This is a genomic window from Paenibacillus sp. Soil787, assembly GCF_001429545.1.
Lineage (GTDB): Bacteria > Bacillota > Bacilli > Paenibacillales > NBRC-103111 > Paenibacillus_E.
In genome coordinates this window covers 26,034-45,138 of record NZ_LMSP01000045.1, presented here as the reverse complement: position 1 = coordinate 45,138, position 19,105 = coordinate 26,034, and the positions used below count along the sequence as shown (strand labels likewise).

Annotated in this window: 16 protein-coding genes, 1 riboswitch and 1 other annotated feature; of the genes, 1 reads left to right on the top strand and 15 read right to left on the bottom strand. The window is 43.9% G+C overall.

Translation table 11 applies throughout. The features are described from left to right. Window positions 1–44: 44 nt before the first annotated feature. The 10 genes from ASG93_RS28830 to ASG93_RS28795 all read right to left on the bottom strand — a co-directional run bounded on the left by ASG93_RS28830 (window position 45) and on the right by ASG93_RS28795 (window position 14,298). Complete coding sequence (locus ASG93_RS28830; RefSeq protein WP_156411091.1) at window positions 45–704, bottom strand: hypothetical protein; 660 nt, start codon at window positions 702–704, stop codon at window positions 45–47. A gap of 90 nt (window positions 705–794) precedes the next feature. Then, entirely contained in the window at window positions 795–944 is a 150-nt protein-coding gene (locus tag ASG93_RS36015) for a hypothetical protein (protein WP_200984545.1), read from the bottom strand. Window positions 945–1,004: 60 nt separating this feature from the next. Continuing rightward, window positions 1,005–1,166 carry a hypothetical protein gene (locus ASG93_RS36010; RefSeq protein ID WP_200984544.1) on the bottom strand — a complete coding sequence of 54 codons (162 nt, stop codon included), beginning with the start codon at window positions 1,164–1,166 and terminating at the stop codon, window positions 1,005–1,007. 115 nt (window positions 1,167–1,281) lie between these two features. After that, window positions 1,282–3,168: an arginine--tRNA ligase gene (locus ASG93_RS28825; RefSeq protein WP_056837785.1), complete on the bottom strand. Its 1,887-nt coding sequence runs from the start codon at window positions 3,166–3,168 to the stop codon at window positions 1,282–1,284. A gap of 45 nt (window positions 3,169–3,213) precedes the next feature. Next, window positions 3,214–3,434, bottom strand: a binding site (T-box leader). A 48-nt stretch (window positions 3,435–3,482) separates the two neighbouring features. Next, a complete protein-coding gene (locus ASG93_RS28820) occupies window positions 3,483–4,349 on the bottom strand; it encodes an EamA family transporter (protein ID WP_056837783.1) in 867 nt (288 codons plus the stop codon). Window positions 4,350–4,406: 57 nt separating this feature from the next. Further along, a complete protein-coding gene (locus tag ASG93_RS28815; protein WP_056837781.1) occupies window positions 4,407–6,644 on the bottom strand; it encodes a GDYXXLXY domain-containing protein in 2,238 nt (745 codons plus the stop codon). A 170-nt stretch (window positions 6,645–6,814) separates the two neighbouring features. Further along, complete coding sequence (locus ASG93_RS28810) at window positions 6,815–8,551, bottom strand: methyl-accepting chemotaxis protein (RefSeq protein ID WP_056837780.1); 1,737 nt, start codon at window positions 8,549–8,551, stop codon at window positions 6,815–6,817. Between the two features lie 6 nt (window positions 8,552–8,557). Beyond that, window positions 8,558–10,228 carry a pyridoxal phosphate-dependent decarboxylase family protein gene (locus tag ASG93_RS28805; protein WP_056837779.1) on the bottom strand — a complete coding sequence of 557 codons (1,671 nt, stop codon included), beginning with the start codon at window positions 10,226–10,228 and terminating at the stop codon, window positions 8,558–8,560. 92 nt (window positions 10,229–10,320) lie between these two features. Next, window positions 10,321–10,406, bottom strand: a riboswitch (cyclic di-GMP riboswitch). Between the two features lie 351 nt (window positions 10,407–10,757). Then, window positions 10,758–12,560, bottom strand: a complete 1,803-nt coding sequence (locus ASG93_RS28800) for an ABC transporter ATP-binding protein (protein ID WP_056837778.1) — start codon at window positions 12,558–12,560, stop codon at window positions 10,758–10,760. Continuing rightward, entirely contained in the window at window positions 12,544–14,298 is a 1,755-nt protein-coding gene (locus tag ASG93_RS28795) for an ABC transporter ATP-binding protein (RefSeq protein ID WP_056837777.1), read from the bottom strand. Before ASG93_RS28795 ends, ASG93_RS28800 begins: the two co-directional genes overlap by 17 nt. A gap of 184 nt (window positions 14,299–14,482) precedes the next feature. On the opposite strand from ASG93_RS28795, the gene ASG93_RS28790 reads away from it, so the two are divergent. Beyond that, window positions 14,483–14,689: a YrzA family protein gene (locus tag ASG93_RS28790; protein ID WP_056837775.1), complete on the top strand. Its 207-nt coding sequence runs from the start codon at window positions 14,483–14,485 to the stop codon at window positions 14,687–14,689. Window positions 14,690–15,199: 510 nt separating this feature from the next. Here the strand turns inward: ASG93_RS28790 and ASG93_RS28785 are convergent. The 5 genes from ASG93_RS28785 to ASG93_RS28765 form a co-directional block, all read right to left on the bottom strand. Then, window positions 15,200–15,412 carry a hypothetical protein gene (locus ASG93_RS28785; protein ID WP_056837774.1) on the bottom strand — a complete coding sequence of 71 codons (213 nt, stop codon included), beginning with the start codon at window positions 15,410–15,412 and terminating at the stop codon, window positions 15,200–15,202. Window positions 15,413–15,422: 10 nt separating this feature from the next. Then, on the bottom strand, window positions 15,423–15,668 hold the full coding sequence (locus ASG93_RS28780) for an HPr family phosphocarrier protein (RefSeq protein ID WP_056837771.1): 246 nt from the start codon (window positions 15,666–15,668) through the stop codon (window positions 15,423–15,425). A gap of 94 nt (window positions 15,669–15,762) precedes the next feature. Then, entirely contained in the window at window positions 15,763–17,289 is a 1,527-nt protein-coding gene (locus ASG93_RS28775; RefSeq protein WP_056837769.1) for a tripartite tricarboxylate transporter permease, read from the bottom strand. 55 nt (window positions 17,290–17,344) lie between these two features. Beyond that, the gene (locus ASG93_RS28770) at window positions 17,345–17,803 is read right to left on the bottom strand and encodes a tripartite tricarboxylate transporter TctB family protein (protein WP_056837766.1); all 459 of its coding nucleotides are present in this window, start codon (window positions 17,801–17,803) and stop codon (window positions 17,345–17,347) included. A 75-nt stretch (window positions 17,804–17,878) separates the two neighbouring features. After that, complete coding sequence (locus ASG93_RS28765; RefSeq protein ID WP_056837764.1) at window positions 17,879–18,946, bottom strand: Bug family tripartite tricarboxylate transporter substrate binding protein; 1,068 nt, start codon at window positions 18,944–18,946, stop codon at window positions 17,879–17,881. Between the last annotated feature and the right edge of the window lie 159 nt (window positions 18,947–19,105).

Genomic DNA, 19,105 nt, shown 5'->3' with positions numbered 1-19,105 from the left:
CAAACAGCCAGGAGGAAACCCTCCTGGCTGTTCACTTCTCAACCTTATTGACCTAGATTATTTTCTTCATACAAGCGATACATCGCTTGAATTAGAGGCTCTGCTGGGTCACGATTCAATAAATATAACGTCATTAAATATTGCAGCGGAAGCGCACACGTATTATTGCCATTTTCAACAGCTACGAAGCCTGCCTCTAGGACTGGACCATGCTCCTCATGAAGCTCTAAGTCCACATAGATCTTTTGGTCAGGGAATTCTTCTCGCACGGTAGACGCGCAATAAGGAACAATATGTTTATCCAACAGCTCTTTGGCTTCGTCTTCCGATTGAGGAGGATTCGGCAGCGGATGATTTTCTGGGCTTCTCAGCAAGTCTACGAAGAAGGAGGATAACCATAGCCCCGCATTCGGATTCGTTTGGAAGTTTCTCATAATTTCATTCAAGAAAAATCCGCAAGATGTGGACTTTTCATCATTTTTTAGTGTGAAAGCAAACATTGGACCGTAAGTCGGATTATTACCGATTTGCCCATCTACTTCATATTCGGGAAATTGTTCTTTCATTACTTCTTGAATGTGCTGAAACCAAGTCATAATGATTTGGGCCTGTTCGCGTTCTTGATCTTGTTCTTGTTCTTGTTCTTGTTCTTGTTCTTGTTCGTTATCTACGGGAGCTTGAGTATCGATATCTTTTTCTGTCATTGTGGTTAAAGCCTCCTGAATCATTCAAATTGGCACGAATATTCCTATTGTACCGCATTTGATCAAGATCAGAAAGCTTATGTTGCATTTTTAAGGACGAATGCGAACAACCCCGACTTCCGAAGCATTAATCGAAATGGCATTGCCTCCTTGACCGATCGTTGCACTAGCGGATTGTCCGACTCTTACCTTCGTTTTTCCATTGCTAAAGCTCGTCTTTTTGATTGATTTGCGCCGCATATTGAATCACCCCCTCCCCCAAACCGTATTCGCTATTATGCTGCTTACAGGGGAGTTCGTTCAGCGCTTTTTCAGTTTCTTGAAAATTTGAATATTTAAAGCATTACTTGCAAGGACATTACCTTGCTTAGCTGTCGCTTTTGCCGTTTGGTAGATATTAATGACAATTACATGCTTTTTGCCGACGCGATATCTATACGTTTTCACATGCGATTTAAGCATAGACGAGCTCCTCTCTCTTACGTTAATGTTCAACAGCTGCAATTGCTGTAGAATATGCGCAAGTGTGACAGGTTGTCTCGGCGAGTACATAGGGTGCATTCGATCGTTTTTCCCGTTACAATCGTTTGGGCGTCGGCATACCCAGTATTTCCAATGCTTGATGCATGGTGTCTTTATACGTTTGCGTGATCCAAAGTCGATGGGACATGCGCTCTTCACTTCCTTTTAAGACCGGACAAACACTGTAAAAATGATTAAAAAGCGAAGCTAGCTCGAAGGCATAATGGCAAAGTATGCTAGGCGCCAACTGCTTAGTGGCCGTTTCCAGTGTTTCGGGCCAATAGGCGATGTGTCTCAATAGGTGATATTCCTGATCTTCCAAATAAGTCCCATCGAACTTAGCCTCCACTCTAAGTAGACGAGCATCCCTCTTCGCTTTGTCCAAAATACTCTTTGCTCTTGTGTAGGCATAAAGCAAGTATACGCCCGTGTTCCCTGTTATTTCCGTCGCATGCTCCAAGTCAAAAACAACTTCCGTTTGCAGCTGATATTTCAGTAAATAATAACGGATCGCAGCTGCAGCTATCGATCTGCTGGAAATTCCCGCTTTTTTTGAGCGTTTAGCGTTAATGACTCTCTCCATGTGATCAAGCAGGTCCGCGACTTTAATCCCTATCCCTTGGCGCCCAGACATCGCATAGGAAGTTTTGCCATCCGAAATGTCAATTCCCAGTCCTGCCGCAGTATCTGGACTCAAGGAAACAACTCCGTAGCTCACGTGCTTAAGCTGACTCGCCTGCTGCTCATAGCCCAGCACTTCAAGGGCCAGCTTCACCATCTCCTGCGGGTATTGCTGACGATAGTCAATGACATTAATGACGATATCCGCTTGCCCGATCGATTTCTTCCTGCCTTGGGAAGCCGTGGACCACAGTCCGTCCTCCCATTTTTTATATACAAAATCATTCGGCAGCACACCGAATTTCCATAGATGATAGGCAATATCCTTCGCTGTATACGTTAAAATACCATTGGAACGAACGAGCACTTTATCCCCTTGATAATCCGCGCTTTCCCCAGCTGTAGAAGCCCCTTCTTCTAGATTCTTCAGCACCCAGCAGCCTGCCAATTTCCCATCTGTCACCTTATGAAACATATCTGTTTGCGTAAGCAGTCCGAAGGTTGAATCCCAGAATCCAGCTCTCACAATACTGCTTTCCCAAACCAGCACATCATAGTGAATCCCGAATTGCTTCATTTCTTCCAACTGCTCGCGAACGATCCTTTCCGCTACCAATGCACCCATCCAAGCAAGATTGGAATGCCCGCTTTCTAGCGCATGTAGTACTGTAGAACGCTGCTCTACAAGCTCCGGTTGCACTTTGTAAGCCTGATTAACCTTCGCGTAGGTCTCCCAACAAAAGTCGCCAAAACGATTAAAAGTCTCTTCAGTTTGTGTATGAAGAATGCCCACAACTGTATCCGCCAGTTGATTCCCCAGATCATCAATATAGTTATGCACCTCTACCTGGTACCCTGCTTGCGAGAGCATGCGTGACAACGAATCGCCAATACAGGAATTTCTCAAATGGCCAACATGAGCAGCTTTATTAGGGTTGATTGACGTATGTTCGATCAAAATTTTTGATTTGTTTCTTTCATCAACAAGCTCTTTTGCAGCACCATAATGACCAGAAGACCAGGTGTCCCAATTTATATAAAAGTTCAGAAACCCCGGCGGCACCGCAGCTGCTTTAGCAAATAAGCCCTGAACAGAGCCGCTCTTTTCTATCCGTTGTTGAAGCTCTTGCGCGATTTGCAAAGGAGCTTTACGAACTATTTTTGCTAAAAGCATAGCTGCATTCGTGCTGTAATCACCGTGCTCATAATGAGCCGGGTGCTCCGTCAAGATTTTCAGAGTTGCAGGACGCTCTATACCGGACTCTTGAATTAAGGCATCTACATGAAGCTCGATTTCTTTCGTTAAAAGCTGCTGAATCATGGAACATTCCTCCTTAGAAATACAAAAAAGCCCCCGTCTCTTCAAATAAGAGACGAGAGCTGTTCATTCCCGCGGTACCACTCTAAGTGTTAAACCACTGGTTTAACCACTCCAACGATAACGGCTTATGCCGGATCTCCCTACGTCGTACTTTCGGAAGACCATTTCCCAGGCCCGCTTCACTCTTGACATTCGTACCGGTTCCCACCTGCTCCGGCTCGCTGCGACTGTCCGACAAGAATTACTGTCCTGTTCACCAATGTTGCTTATGAAATTAAGAATTTACTGAATATTACAGCAATAATACTGTGTTGTCAAGATGCAACTAATTTCATCATCATAATGCCAATGAATGCTAACGCTAAGCCGGATTGCTCCATTTTCGAGAATTTGTCCCTCAAAACAAACCGTGTATACAATAAGACGATCAATACATTAAGTGCAACGACCGCGGAAACTAACCCCGTTTTCCCCTGATCGAACGCATGAATAATGAAGATCATACCAATGACATTTGTAATCCCGACGACCATCCCAAACAGGAAGGTTCTACGTTCTGTCCAACTGGCAGGTGCAGCTTCCTTTCCTTTATCCTTGGCCCTGTCCTTCAACCACCATAATCCAAAACAGCAAGTCCCCGTTGCAAACATAAAAAATAGCGTTGGAAAAAGTGGCGCAGAAACGATAGTTGTCCACTTGCTGGACAAATCATTCCCGGCAAAAAGAAACAAAGCAAGCACTCCCCAGCCGGCTCCTTGCAGATTCTTTAAGGTGATATCATTCGAGTAACGAACGAATAATATACCAACAACGATCACAAGGAAGGCAAAGAATTGCCATAAATTGAGTCGTTCATTCCAAAGCAGAAATGCGACGAAAACCACAACGACCGATGGTAAACCGGTGAGGATGGCAACTAACGAAGCTTTGCCAACCGCAAAGCCTTTGAACATACTGGCATTGGCTCCAAAGGAGAACAATCCCATCTGAACACCAATCAGAGCAGACAGCGTCCATTCTTGATTGGAAATAAGGGCGCAGCCAATGCTGACGAGCGCCCCCATAAAAAATGTGCCGCAGAGCAGCACATTCCGATTCAGCGATTGCTGGCTGGTCCAATGATATAGAATGCCCCGCAGCCCGAAGCTGACAGCCGCAAGTACTGAAAATATGAGCCACATAAGAACAGATACCCCTTTCTTTTAAGCAAAGATCGGGTAATTTTACCACATTAATCTTTATTGAACAATACTTGGTTGTAGCAATAAGCGCACAAGAATCGCATCGCCGCCAGCAGAAACTTTTTCTTCCGCAAATTTGGCATCCCGCTCATAGACACGGCCTGTTCCTTCCGGAATGAAATAAGTCTCGATCCCGTATTCAATACCCTCATAGCCAATTTTGTTTCCATTCAAGCGAACCTCTCCAGGAGCAAGAATTTCCCCTTTGATATACACGCGGCGGTATTCATAAGCACCTGTAGCCTCGTTCGGAGCGAGAACGACTGTAATTTTCCCCTTAGAATCTAGATCATGATTTTTATCTTCAAATAGAGGTGGCTCAGATATCGTATAGCGTAAACGCACATAATCACCCTGAATGAGAGAACGTGGATCAAGCGGTTTTAGCTGCAGCTTAATCAGCTGTCCGTGAGCGAGCAGCCACTCACTTTTACCAATTTGTAAGGACATGGCCATAACTTGCAGCAGAACGAGCAGAGCAATAATCCAGCGGTTCATTGCATAATTAGAGTTAGCCTCAATTGGTTCAATCACTTCCAAACGATGTCTTTTTTCATACCAAACCGTAAAGGCAAGAACCAAAATCCCAATGGCAGCGAAGCTAATCGATTTATGCAGAAGCTTCCAGGCCAGATCGTAGTATTTGTATACCAGGAAAGCAATCCAGAAGCCCATCGACCAAGCGTAAATCCATTTGATGTGCAATTGTTTACTCATGACCATGGCGAGAACAACGACGATAAAGAACAGCATATTGACGATATAATACCATGCTGACTCTGCCATAAAGGTGAGGATAAATAAAGTTAGCAGAAAAGAAGGAAAACTGCTGTAAAGAATTGGCCGTCTGACTCCAACATTTGCTATGACCTGACCACTGGCAAACATAACGAATAATAAGCCGGTAAGCATGGTAAGAACAATAATACCGCTATCGATCCAATTGAAAAGTACGAAGGAAGCAATAATGACAGCTGCAAGTAAAAAGAATATACGATGTACCAACCCAGCAATGTAGATAAAAGCTGCAACCGTAAGCGCCAGGAAGACGAATAGAATAGGAATATTCTCCGTAGAAACAGCCGCTCCTGCGCCAAGCATCAATCCAACTATGAGAATCGTATAACGCACTAAAGAATTTAGTTTTTTCGCAATGATCATCGCAATGACAGTGACAATACCAAAGCCTATTAGCACATTCTCCGGCTTATTAAAGCCTAATACAATGGTGACAATCCCAATGATCGTCAAGCTCCCCAGAAGCGAACCAATCATGATGACCGAAACCGTGAGGACACGGACGACCCATTTGGTAAAGTCTCCATCCGGTTTCGCTTGATCAGAAGCTTCTATATCTGAGCGATTTTCCGGTTCCAACTGATTGGAAGAAGGATTCCAAGAACGAATAAAGTTCATGAACTTCACATTCGCAAAGATGAACACGATAATAAACAATAAACTGGCGATGAAAAAGAACTCGTTATAATGCCGGATAATAAGCTCGATATATTTGACTGTCGCCGTGATCGAAACCCACAGACCGGCAAACAATAGATAAGCTTTGTTCCTCGTCTTGTGTGTATAGTAAACGGCTCCCCCAAGTACAAGGATGAGAGGCAAGTTCATAAAGACACCGTACTTTTCGTACAGTTGTGAATTTGAAGCCACAACTAAAACCGCTATTCCAACTTGAAAAGAGATCCATTTGAGAAATGGCGAGTGCAAACGACCCTTCTCTGTCAGAACATTCAAGATGCCATTCGCAATGGCGATTCCAAGCCAGATGGCGATTTGGGTGATTTCTGCATCTGAACTCCCTCCCCAACGTCCAAAGAAATAAATCCCGTAAGCGAGATGTCCTAAAATGTAGGCCAGCACATAGTAGGGCTGCCATCTGGTTAATAGGGCAAGTAAAAACGCCGGAATGAACCATATGGCGAACAAGCTGTAACTGTCAGCATGAGAATTGTAGATTTGCCCAATGAGTCCTACACCTACCCCGAAGGATATACAACTCGCAAACAGGCTTAGTTTACTTAGAAACTGCCTGCCATTTTGACGGGAGAGCCATACGGATAAGCCGTAAAAGCCCATAATGAGCACAAAGACAGGAATGAATTTCTCCCAGCGGTTTAATTTATCCCAATTCGTAGCAAAAAAATATACAATGGCGGTTAGCAGAGCACTTGCTCCTAATACATAGCCTAATTGAATCGTAACAAATTTGGATTTCATGATGATATTCCTCCTCTCGCTTACTTCTAATTGTACTAGAGATGTTCAGTTTGAGAAGTACTATCTATTCCTAGTACCAGATCATTAGCCTATGGATGATTACGATTTTTCCAAGTAAAAAAAGCCAGCCCTAGGGCTGGCAAGTAATCTAATGAAGGAAGCCATTAAATTCAATCTGTAATCTTAAAATTTTGAACAGAGCCTTGCAGAACAACAGCCATATCAGATAGTTGGCGAATAGCCGAAGTAATCTCCTGAATGGAAGCACTTTGCTCTTGAGCCGCTGCCGCCACTTCCTCGTAGCCTGCAGATTGTTCCTCGGTAATTCCTGAGATTTTCTGCATGGCGTTAGAAATCGTCTCAAAGGACCTTTCCGCTTTCTCTAAAGTCTCGATCAAGTGGTCCGTCCGATTAGTGAAAACGGAAATCCCGTTAAAAATAACTTTAAAATTTTCATACGTATCGTTAATCCAGCTTTGACCTTGTTCGACAGCTTGATTCCCCTGTACAATGCTTTCCATAACAAGCAGGCTGTCATTTTGGGTACTGGAAACGAGCTCGGTGATCGAGCTTGCGGCTTTCGTAGATTGTTCCGCCAGCTTCTTCACTTCACCAGCTACAACAGCAAAGCCTTTCCCCTGTTCGCCAACCCGTGCTGCTTCAATGGATGCATTCAGAGCCAGCAGGTTCGTTTGCTGGGCAATTTCAGTGATGATATGGATAATTTCCCCGATTTCCTTCGAACGGTTGCCTAGCTGCTGCGCGGCTTCTTGGGAATGCTTCATCTCTTTCTGAATCACATTCATCTGATGTAATGTCTTCTCAACAAGCTGCTGGCCGTCTGCCGATTGTGCGCCTACCTTATGGGCTATTTCCTGCATCTCTTTAACTTCAGATGTTACTTCTGATAATTCCGTATTGATCTCAACGATTGATGAAGTACTCTCAGTAATGGAAGAAACAACTTCAGCTACCCCTTCGTTCATACTGTTCATAGAAACGGCAACCTGCCCAGCACTTGAGCTTGATTCGTCCGCAGACTGATACAATTGCGCGCTGGTATTGGTAATGAGGTTGGAGGAAGAAAATATTTGACGGATCAGGGAATCTAAATTCTGACGCATCTCGTTAAAAGCATTTGCCAATTTACCAATCTCATCTACTCGCTGGATAGCGACTTGTGCAGACAAATCACCGGCAGCAACCTTCTCTGTTACTCGCATCAGTTGAATGACCGGTCGCGTCACACTTCGACTTATGAAATAGCCTATCAGACCGCCTAAAACAATAACGATTAAGGTAATCGTAAAGGTTGTCCATAACAATTCTTGCTTCGTTTTAGTAACGATTGAGGCATCTAAATCAATACCGACAATGCCGACGTTCTCGCCTTTAGCGTTTTTGAGTGGGACAAATACCGATTTATGTATACCAAATTCATCCTTGTAAATCTCGCTGATCGTTAGTTTATTTTCTTTAATCGCAGCATTCATCTCTGGCGTAAAAGGATACTCGGTTCCGAAATCTTCGTCAACTCCGGTTAAAATGACGATTTGATCTTTATTTTGAACTTTCTGCAGGACATAAACATTCTCAAGAGAATCTTGCTTCTTAAATTGTTCAAATTGCTGTTTAATTTTGGCATAGGCCGGTTTATCTTTACCTGTAATTTCATCCGCATGTTCGGGGATAGAGGTCAGATATTTCGAAACATTTTCAATGTTTGTCGTTAATCTTAGAACGAATTGATCTTCAAGCTTCGTTGTTAAACTTTTGCTGGCCAAATAGCCAGAGACGGAGAAGGACGCGCATACAAATATTAACAGCAGCAGAATACTGCTCGTCATCTTTACTGCGATTTGCCCTCTGAACCAGTTTACTATTTTTGTTGGAGCATGCTTTGCCACTTTCAATTACCTCCCGCTTAAAATCGATGTTTCGGAATATTTCTCGTAGACTTGCGCTACAGTTTCCTTCAAATATTGAACGATGTCATGTACATGTTTGGCCTCCGTATAAGGGGAGATGACAAAAATCTTTGTCGCGTATAGAGCAACTGAACGATCATCCTTCGTTTGAACAAGCAAATGCTTTTTGGTATCGCCAAAAAATATACGGTCGCGATGATTCCCTAACATTTCGAACAAACGCTCATTAAATTTATTATTCCGTTCAATTTCCTTAAGTGTGCATTTGCCCGAAATTTCTTCCTGAAAATGTGGGCTGCCTTCCGGATATATACGAAATAATGTAATGATGCCAGGGTTGTCGTTATTAACGATTTCAGCTTGAGGGATTTCTTGACGCAGCGCTTCCCGGAAAGCAAGATTAACCTCAACGAACTGGGCAAGTAATTGCTGATAACCTTGAATGCCGAATGCAAGCAAAGCGCTGTATATACTGATGGAGCTAGCCATGCGCGAGCACTCCAACGTATAACCGGTATGATACTGTCCATATCCCCGATGTCCGACATAGGGAGTTTCATCCGGATGCAGATCCATGAGTCTTAAATCGGCGGCATCCTTGACTAGGAATAGGCTTGTCACATAAGGGGTTTGCCCTAGCTTTTGAAAGTCGAAGCATAGCGAGTCGGCCAAATGTAAATGCTTCATCTTGCGTTGGATAGAAAGTAAAGCCTGAGCGACATCTTTTTTAAATTCGAGTGGATTGGCGGCGAAATCATAGTCATTAAAGAAAGCAAAGAATCCACCTAAAGCAGAGTCTGCATGGATATGCGGTCTATGCAACCCATGATGAACGGCTAGCTTGTCAGACACAGCATAAATTTGTTCCAAATCGTCAATCCCCATGGCATCCGTTGTTCCTGTCGTAGCTACTATGTAAATCGGGATTCCGCCTCGTAAGATCACTTCTTCCATTTTCACTCGCAGATCATTCACATCCATGGAGCTATCAGATTTCGTGCGAACTCTAATTAATCTATCGCTCCCAATACCTGATGCCTCCATAGATTTGAACAGGCTGTAGTGAGCAGTTTCGGAACAAAAAGCATACAAGTTGTCGGGAACGCCTTTTTGCAAGGCGTCCGGAACGAATTTGGCGGTCGCTATCCGAAGTCCTGAGAATACAGCTCCTTGTCCGCCCCACGTCGTATACCCGCCGCTTTTCAGCGCATCATAGCCGATTAATTTGGACATCATGCTGATTACCCTAACTTCCGCTTCAGCGCCGGCTGGGCCGTATACATCCCATAAATTGTTGCCATTAACCAAGAACGCCGCAATCATGCCCATAATTCCCGGGATGCTGGCCATCGGTAAAATATTCGTTAAGAAATTTTTCGTATGATACGGATGATCATGCAGCAATTTCAATAACTCTGTATTCACTTCTTCTAAGGGGACACTGCCATTAGGGATGGAGCTATCTCGAATAAGATTGTTATAGAAAGTACCTGTTCGATTTTTCTCGCCTTTAAGATTGACGCCATCCGGGTTTTTGAGATCATCCACTCCTGTTACTAATTGTTCAATGAGCCGCAAAACCAGTTGACGCGTTTGTTGGTTTCCGTCCTCACTGGGGAATAATTGTTGTACATTCGTTAGTCTTTTCTCTCTCATTAATTTCTCTCCTATCGATAGAATTGCTTGAAGAAATGTTCACAAAAAAAAGGAGAAACACAGGCATAAATGCCCTATTCCACCAATTGCTACAATGCAACTGGCTGACATATCCTTGTTGGATGTAGTCCCTCTAGCTTTGCGTCCCTATTTTTCAATAGGTTTGCCATTATAAAGTTGTAGGTGAAAAATCCCATCTTCGACAATAATCGACAGCGAAACTTTACAATTTTATACATTAGTATAGTATAGTAAACTAAATAAAACAACACAATTTTCCAATATTGTTTGTTAAGTTTATATATTGTAACTAAATTGCTTTTTTTAACATCATTCAAACCAATGGTAAAATAGGTTCAGTTTTCTCTTTTCAAGACAGTTATACCAGTTAAATTATGCAATAAAACGATTGATACTTTCGGCATCTTTCTAGGACTATTATCACGCATATACAAAAAAAGCTTCGTCGCGACTCCTAACAAGAAGTCCGACAAAGCTTATTTCAACCCTCAATTGCTGCGCATTCATGCTAAGAAATGATTTGTGCCGCATCCATATTCCCTTGTGAATGCAGATATAACTGCTCGTAATAGCCACGGAGAGCAAGTAATTGAGCGTGGTTCCCTTCTTCAACAATTTGCCCCTGACTCATCACAATGATGCGGTTAGCATGCATTATGGTCGAGATGCGATGCGCGATGACAAGAGTCGTTCTTCCCTCAGCAACGACCTGTAGCGCGGATTGAATCAACTGCTCCGTTTGGGAATCCAAATTCGCTGTTGCTTCATCAAGAATCAATACTTTCGGCTGGAATACGATAATTCGCGCGAACGAGATCAGCTGTCTCTCTCCTGCGGAAAGCCCGCTTCCTCTCTCGGATATGCGTGTCTCATAACCATCCTTCATTCGTGAAATGAGATTATCTGCCCCAACCATACGGCATGCCTCAATGACTTCCTCACGCGTTATGCTTTCATCGAACATCCGAACATTGTCCATAATGCTGCCTGCGTATAAGTACGGCTCCTGCTGTACAAGTCCAACCATACGGTGTAGATCAGACTGCGGGATATCCCGAAGATCCGTGCCGTCAATGCGGATACTTCCCTCCTGCACATCATAAAAGCGGCAAAGCAGACTAATCAGCGAGCTTTTACCTGCGCCCGTCGTCCCAACAATACCGATCATTTCGCCCGGCTCAATATGGAGCTCTAAATCCTCGATAACTGTTGTATCTTTCAAATAACCAAAATGCACATGATTGAAATGAATGTCCCCTAACACATCTGACAACGAGAGCGGCGACACGCCTTCCTTATCCTTTACTTCCGGTTGAATAGAGAAGATATTCCAAATTCGATTGACAGACACCGTCGTAGATTGTAGAGTATTCCACTGCTGCGTAATGTTATTAATCGGTTGAAAAAACTGCCGAATATACGTAATAAAAGCATATAATACACCGAATTCAATCGTTTTATCAAAAACGGCCATACCGCCAATCCAAGTGATAAAGGCTACCGATAAATTCCCCAAAATATCAAAGGAGCGATTGAACAAAACATTAGTACGAACTTCTCTCAAATTAGCACGAAAATACCCAAGATTCTTCTCCATGAAGCGATTCATCTGTTCCTTCTCTTGATGAAAAGCTTGAATGAGATGCATCCCGGATAAATTCTCAGCGGCAAAAGCAACCATTTGAGACAGCTGCGTCCTTGAGAGCTGATAGGTTTTGCGCATATATCTGCGAAAACTAACCGCTATTAGCACAATGATAGGGATCACGATCATGCTGTACAGCGTTAGCTGGGGGTCCAGATGATACATCAGTACGATGATGAATACGAGCGTCATGCCATCGCGTACCAGACTAAGCAGAACCTGCGTAAAAAACTGATTCAGCGTTTCCGTGTCGCTAGAAACATGCGTAATCAGGCTGCCGCTTGGCGTCCGGTCATAATAAGACATCGACTGCTTAAAGATGTGCTCGAACAAATCCTTGCGTATTTTGGCGACGATGCTTTGCCCGGCAAACTGTAATAAATTGTTCTGCAAATAACTGAAAAATAAACTGCTGATAGATAGACCTGCAAAGAACAAGCAAATGAGCAGCAATGAGCGATAGTCATTTTTCCCGATCATCAAATTATCATCAATCGCGATCTTAACCAGATACGGCTGAAGTAAATCGGCAGCTATCCCAAGTAACGCGCAGAATAAAACAGCTGCAAAGGTGAATCTGTGCGGTTTGGCATAAGCGGATAAAGAACGAAAGGAAGATCGCGTCTTCTGCTGCTCCTCATTGCTTTTGTTACTCCGTTTGGGCATCGTCGCTGCCTCCCTCTTGAATCGCATGAAGCTCGGCGTACAAGCCTTCTTGCGTAATTAGCTCTTCGTGTGTGCCGCGCTGAACAATCCTGCCTTCATGAAGCACAATAATTTCATCCGTATGCTTCAGAGCGGAGATCCGATGAGCGATCCAAATGGTCGTTTTGTTCGATCTTTCTTTGCGGATCGTATCGATAATATGCCTCTCCGTCACAGAGTCTACAGCACTTACACTATCGTCTAGAATCATCAAAGGAGAATCCTTAATGATCCCTCTGGCTAAGCTCGTTCGTTGACGCTGCCCACCCGATAAGGTGACACCGCGTTCACCGAGCTTCGTCTCAAACTTTTCCGGAAATGACGTAATGCTGGAGAGGATTTGCGCTTTCTTGGCAGCACGCTCAACCTGTTCTAAGGGTGATTCTCTTTTATAAAAGGCGATGTTATCCCGGATGGTCGTGCTAAACAAGAACCCCTCTTGTGGCACGTAAGCGATTTGATTACGCAGGCTTTCTAATGTCACATCGCGAATATCTGTATCCCCGATCCATACCGTCCCCTCCGGTGGATCATATATCCTAAGCATCAGCTTCACCAAGGTCGATTTGCCGCTGCCTGTTTTCCCGATAATGCCAATGGATTTGCCAGGTTCAATCGTTAACGTTATGTCATGAAGCACTTCCTCTTCGTCATCTGGATAGGCAAAGGATAAGTGTTCAATCCGAATTCCCTCATGATCGAGATCGGATATTTGCGCAAGCTCCTTTTGCACAATTTCGGACTTCAAATCGAGCAGCTCATTCATTCTTTCAAGCGAAGCTCGAGAGCGCTGCATGGCATTAATGACGCGGCCAATTTGCTGTAAAGGGTTTACCATCATCCGTATATATAGCGTTAATTCAACGAAATTACCAATCGTAATCCGCCCTTGAATGGTCAAATAGCCCCCAAAAGCAATCGCGATGATCAGCGATATTGCGCCCAGAAACGGAATAAGTGCTTCAAATAAGGAAGAAAGCCGAACAAGCCTCAATTGGTTGTCACGAATCCGATCTACGGTATCGCTAAACCTACGAACCATGATCGGTTCCACCGCAAATTTCTTGGCTACTCGGATACCTCCGAATTGCTCCTCGGCCGACTCTGTCATTTTGCCTAATGCTTCTTGTACCTGTAAGGAATGCTTTTTAATAATAGGCTGAAATCGAACAGTTAGAACAGGAATAAGCAATAAGGGCAATATGCAGATGAGAATTAAATAGAGCGGGATCGAACTGAACAGCATCATAAGAATGACAGCCGTGATCAAAATCGCGGAGTTTACCACCTGGTTAATCCCCATGGATATCGATTCTCGAATGACAGTCACGTCATTCATCACGTAGCTCAGCAGCTTACCAACGCCGTTCTTTGAGTAAAATGTTGCGCCCAACTGTGTGAAATGGTTAAACAAGCGGTTTCTTGAAACAAACTCGAAGCGTCTTCCATTACGCATGATCATATACTGTCCAATGGCTGTTAAAACACCGAATGTAACGCCGATCATCAGCAGCTTTAGACTATAGTCAATAATAAGCGTTTTATTCAAACTTTCTCGCTGCAGCTGATCTGTAAACATTCCCAGAAGTTTGGGGTAATACGATTGAACAATGTTTCCTAAAGAAATGGACAATGCGGCTACAACGTACAACGGCCATTTCTCTTTGAAGAAATCAACCAATAACCGTGTAGACTTCAAAACGACATCACTTCCTACTACAAGTTTGTCTAGCTAATGAGGTATTCCCGATTCATTGCAACATACGGTCGTGTATTCCCTTACAGTATACGCCTATTCCTATGTACTTCCTATATCAGATATTGACGTTATAATAAGAGAAGTTGTCTTAAGTTTGCAACTTAGCCTAGAGAGGAGTAAGATCATGGACTTTATTTTGGATCGCATAGATAATAAAATCGAGTTTTTTCAAGCTCATGATATGAAGACGCTGGAACGCCAAATCAACGAGCAAATCGATAACAACAAAGCTTTATTGCTGGACGTGTTCGCGATTCAGCATCACATCGTGTTCGATCCGAATGCTGGTAAAATGCTGTATAGTGCGGTTGTGCATTTCAAGGTGAAATAAATTAAATAACCAAAGCAACTGCCTTTGGTCCATCGGGCTCTGGGCGCACGTTGTACACTGTATGGCGGAATGTCAAAAAGCCCATGCGGCTTGAACAACCTTCATGCGCAGCCTTTCAATCATCCCGAAGCTTCATGAAAGGGAACGTCGATGCGTTATTGCGCTAGAAAGTCGCTATTAGGCTATCGAAACGGAACGTCAATCACTTATTTCCGTTTTAATGCCGTATTTCAGCCGTAAATGGCAAAATAACGCATCCATATTCCCTTTACGCTCAAAAAGGTGGTTTTTTTGTTAAATAACGCATCGTAGTTCCTTTTGAAACTTGTGAAGTTGTATTTCCTACAACATTAGGTAAGTGAATCCTCAATAGCAGGAATGAAGGCTAAATTGTTGCACAACATACAGCATCGTCCGTATATCAAGAAGAAATCAAGGAAATTATTGTACGATGTACAACTTGTGACCCTCTCCCCTACTGTGTACAGTAATATCGCGATAAAAAAGCCTTCAACACCACTTTAAAAGTAGTGTTGAAGGCTTTTTGCTCAGATTTTGTGATTGCTCGTTTGGTGTTGCTCTTGGTGTTGCTCTTGGTGTTGCTCTTGGGTGTTGCTCTTGGTTTTGCTTTTGGTGTTGTTCTTCGTGTTGCTCTTCGTGTTGCTCTTCGTGTTGCTCTTCGTTACTCTTAGCGTTACTCTTGGTGCTGCCCTCTAGTGACAACCCTTCTCTCCTATTCAAACTCCGTTAGCGGAAGACCATGTTTAATAAATAGCTCCTCCATTGTATGCTTAGCCTCAGCTTCGTCTGGCCCATGTATTTCTAAGTGGTACACTTCGTTGCTGAAGAGAGTAATGCTTAGACCAAGAATACTTTTAACGTCGATGTAACGCTTGCCCACTTTGATAACAATGCTCGATTTGAATTGATTAGCCAATTGATTGATTTCAACAATCGCTCTTGTCCCCAAACCACTCATATGGATCCCCCCGACCTGAATTCGCGCGGCATTCTCCGAGCCACTCCGGTTCTTATTGCTGCCCCACCCGGCTTCATAGGGGGTTTCGTCCAGCTTATGCTTCTTCGTTTACAAGAACATTTTTGCCTCTCATCTTCAGGATTAAAGGGATCGTCAACCATAAGAAGCCAATGATCAAGAAAGCGAGGGAAACAGGTTTTTGAAGGAAAATCATGAAATCTCCATTCGAAATGGTCAATGCTCTGCGCATGTTATTTTCCAGCATCGGCCCAAGAATAAGACCAAGTACCAGTGGCGCTAACGGGTAATCGTTTTTCGATAAGAAGTACCCGACAAGACCGCAGCCCATAATTAAGAGCAAATCAAACGTCGAATATTGAACTGCGTATACACCGAATACGGAAAATACGATAATTAATGGAATCAAATATTTCGTTGGTGTCTCAATAACTTTGGCAAACACTTTGACGAGCGGCATATTCAGAATAAGCAGCATCAGGTTGCCCACAAACATACTGGCAATAACGCCCCATGCAAGCTGCGGATGATCTTGGAATAGCAAAGGACCCGGCTGCACATTGTACATAATGAAAGCACCCATCAGAATAGCAGTCGTACCGGATGAAGGGATGCCGAGTGTCAAAAGAGGGATCATGGCGCCGCCTGACGCCGCATTATTCGCAGCTTCCGGAGAGGCTACACCCTCAATAGCGCCCTTCCCGAATTTCTCGGGATGTTTACTGATTTTCTTTTCTACAATGTAAGCGAAAAAGGAAGCAAGAATGGCACCGGCACCAGGCAGAAGCCCGATGAAAAATCCAAGCACTGAGCCCCGAGCGATAGGCGCCGCGCTATCTTTCAAATCCTGCTTAGTCGGTAGGATTCGATTGATTTTAGCCAATTCGCCATCGTTTCCTTCTCGCTGCAGAATGGTCTTGAACACTTCGCCGACAGCGAAAGTACCGACAGCCACGGTAAGGAATTCCAAGCCCTGATAAAGCTCAGGGATATTAAATGTAAATCGTTCGACGCCGGATACATTATCAATCCCGATCGTTGCAAGCAGCAGACCGAATGCTGTCATCATTAAGGCTTTGACCATGGATTTGCCAGCTAGACCGCTGATTGCGAGTAAGCCGAGAACCATGAGCGAGAAATATTCGGCTGGACCAAACTTGATGGCAACAGCCGACAAGGGCCTAGCTAGGAAGATTAGGCCTATTAGGGAGATAATGCCGGCCGCAAAGGAACCAATCGCCGAAATTGCAAGTGCCGCTCCGGCTCTGCCTTGTTTAGCCATTTGATAACCATCTAGGGTTGTTACTACGGAAGAAGATTCTCCCGGTGTATTCAGCAGGATAGAAGTCGTCGAACCTCCGTACATCGCTCCATAATAGACACCAGCGAGCAGAATAATGGAACTCGTCGCGGCTTCTTCAGGACCTAATCCTGCGGTCATAGTCGCTGTAATCGGGATTAACAGAGCTACGCCGCTCATAGGTCCAATCCCGGGTAGGACACCTACCACTGTACCAATTAATACGCCTAGAAAAACAAACACGACATTGTGCCACTGCATTGCAGTACCCAAGCCATGAAGCACATAATCAATCGTGCCCATTTCAATAACCTCCTTAGAGCTTGCTTTCTAGCAAACCCACTGCGTAAGCGATATCTTAGAAGCCTAACCAAGTCGGGAATCCAGGAAGTGACCCATCCAATCCATTCACATACAGCGTATACACCCCATAGGAGAATGCAGCTGAGATCAGAAGCGAAACCCAAACTCTACCTTTTTGCATCGTTTGGAAACCAATCATTAAAAAGAGAAATGTGGAGATGACGAATCCGACATCTTCAAGAAATAACGCATAAAGGACTGCTGCAACGAAAATGATGCCAAATCTTTTGTAGTCCAAATTTTCTTTATGTCTTTTCGCTTGCTGCTTGCGGAACGTATCATAAATGAGACGAATGCTCATTAATGCTAAGAAAGCTCCCAGCATCATTGGGAATATGTTCGCGCCTACATTACTGCCGTAAGCACTTGTTGAAATGCTTCTGCTGCCAGTCACAAATGTGGTGCCGATAGCGAAAAAAACGATGCCTGCATAACGGTCAAACATAGTATTCATCTGCCTTTTCAACCTCCCGCCCTTCGTGCATGGGAAGAAGTCAAATTCGCTTCTCCCCAGCATCCTAAGGCTCTCTTATTTCTGCATACCCAAAGCTGTCAACATATCTTTCAATTGCGTTTCTTGCTGACCTAGGAAAGTTTTGAAATCATCCGCTTTTTTATAGTCTGATTCCCAATTGTTCGCAGTCATTTCTTTTTTCCATGTATCGGATTCAACCATTTTCTTGATCGTATCTTCCCAGAACTTTTTCGCCCCAGCATCCATATTCTTAGGTCCGAAGAAGCCGCGCCAGATTAAGAATTCAGCGTCAACACCTTGTTCTTTCATCGTTGGAACATCTTTCATGCTGCCACCAAGCCGCCCTGGTGATGCCACCGCCAGTATTCTGATCTTGCCAGCTTTCACGTATTGGTCCAAGGAAGATGCATCGGTACCAAGCACATCCGCATTACCGCCGAGCAAAGCTGTTACAGCTTCCCCGCCGCCATCATAGGATACGTATTTCACCTTTTTCGGGTCGATACCGTATTTAAAGGCAGGAAGAATGGAAACCAGATGATCCATGGAGCCAGGTGCAGAACCGCCAGCAACCGTCAGTTTCGTAGGATCCGCTTTCATATCATCCAAAAGTGATTTCAAATCTTTATATTTCGAGTTTGCCGCAACCGCAACCGCGCCATAATCCTTCGTCAATTGAGCAAGCGGTGTTGTATCAGCATAACCATAAGGCGTGTTACCTTCTTTTTTCAGATGGTTAATTAGAATCGGCGGTGAGCTTACGAACAATTTGTAATTATCCTTCACATCTTTTGTCGCATATTCTGCTAAGAAGACTGCTCCGCCTCCGCCTGGTTTATTTTCTACCGAAACTGGCTTATCAAGTGCTTTCGTTTCCGTCAACACTTTAGCAATCGTACGAGCTGTCATATCCCAACCGCCGCCTGCGCCGGATGGTGCAACGATGCTTAACGCTTTCTCCGGATATTTGGATGCCGCTTGTGCTGGTGCTGTTGTTTCTTTGGTCTTGTCAGCCGCTGCATCTGTTGGTTTGGCTGCCCCATTACCGCATGCTGCCAAGGAGATTGCTAATAAACTGATCGATGTTACTTTCCAAGATGCTGCCAATACATTTTTTATCAAAAGAAACCCCTCCACTTTTTGGTTTTATATGTGTATCCGCTTTCTTTGAAGCGCTTTCAGAATATCACCTGAATAGAAAATTGAAAAGTTTAACAAGATTAATTATAATAACGTCGTTTTGGGCATTTTGTTCATATTGTTCACGGCAGCTCCAATACG

Coding starts and splice junctions, on each gene's coding strand:
- ASG93_RS28830 (WP_156411091.1), bottom strand. CDS start 704: ATGACAGAAAAAGATATCGATACTCAAGCTCCCGTAGATAACGAACAA.
- ASG93_RS36015 (WP_200984545.1), bottom strand. CDS start 944: ATGCGGCGCAAATCAATCAAAAAGACGAGCTTTAGCAATGGAAAAACG.
- ASG93_RS36010 (WP_200984544.1), bottom strand. CDS start 1,166: ATGCTTAAATCGCATGTGAAAACGTATAGATATCGCGTCGGCAAAAAG.
- ASG93_RS28825 (WP_056837785.1), bottom strand. CDS start 3,168: ATGATTCAGCAGCTTTTAACGAAAGAAATCGAGCTTCATGTAGATGCC.
- ASG93_RS28820 (WP_056837783.1), bottom strand. CDS start 4,349: ATGTGGCTCATATTTTCAGTACTTGCGGCTGTCAGCTTCGGGCTGCGG.
- ASG93_RS28815 (WP_056837781.1), bottom strand. CDS start 6,644: ATGAAATCCAAATTTGTTACGATTCAATTAGGCTATGTATTAGGAGCA.
- ASG93_RS28805 (WP_056837779.1), bottom strand. CDS start 10,228: ATGAGAGAGAAAAGACTAACGAATGTACAACAATTATTCCCCAGTGAG.
- ASG93_RS28800 (WP_056837778.1), bottom strand. CDS start 12,560: ATGCCCAAACGGAGTAACAAAAGCAATGAGGAGCAGCAGAAGACGCGA.
- ASG93_RS28790 (WP_056837775.1), top strand. CDS start 14,483: ATGGACTTTATTTTGGATCGCATAGATAATAAAATCGAGTTTTTTCAA.
- ASG93_RS28780 (WP_056837771.1), bottom strand. CDS start 15,668: ATGAGTGGTTTGGGGACAAGAGCGATTGTTGAAATCAATCAATTGGCT.
- ASG93_RS28775 (WP_056837769.1), bottom strand. CDS start 17,289: ATGGGCACGATTGATTATGTGCTTCATGGCTTGGGTACTGCAATGCAG.
- ASG93_RS28770 (WP_056837766.1), bottom strand. CDS start 17,803: ATGAATACTATGTTTGACCGTTATGCAGGCATCGTTTTTTTCGCTATC.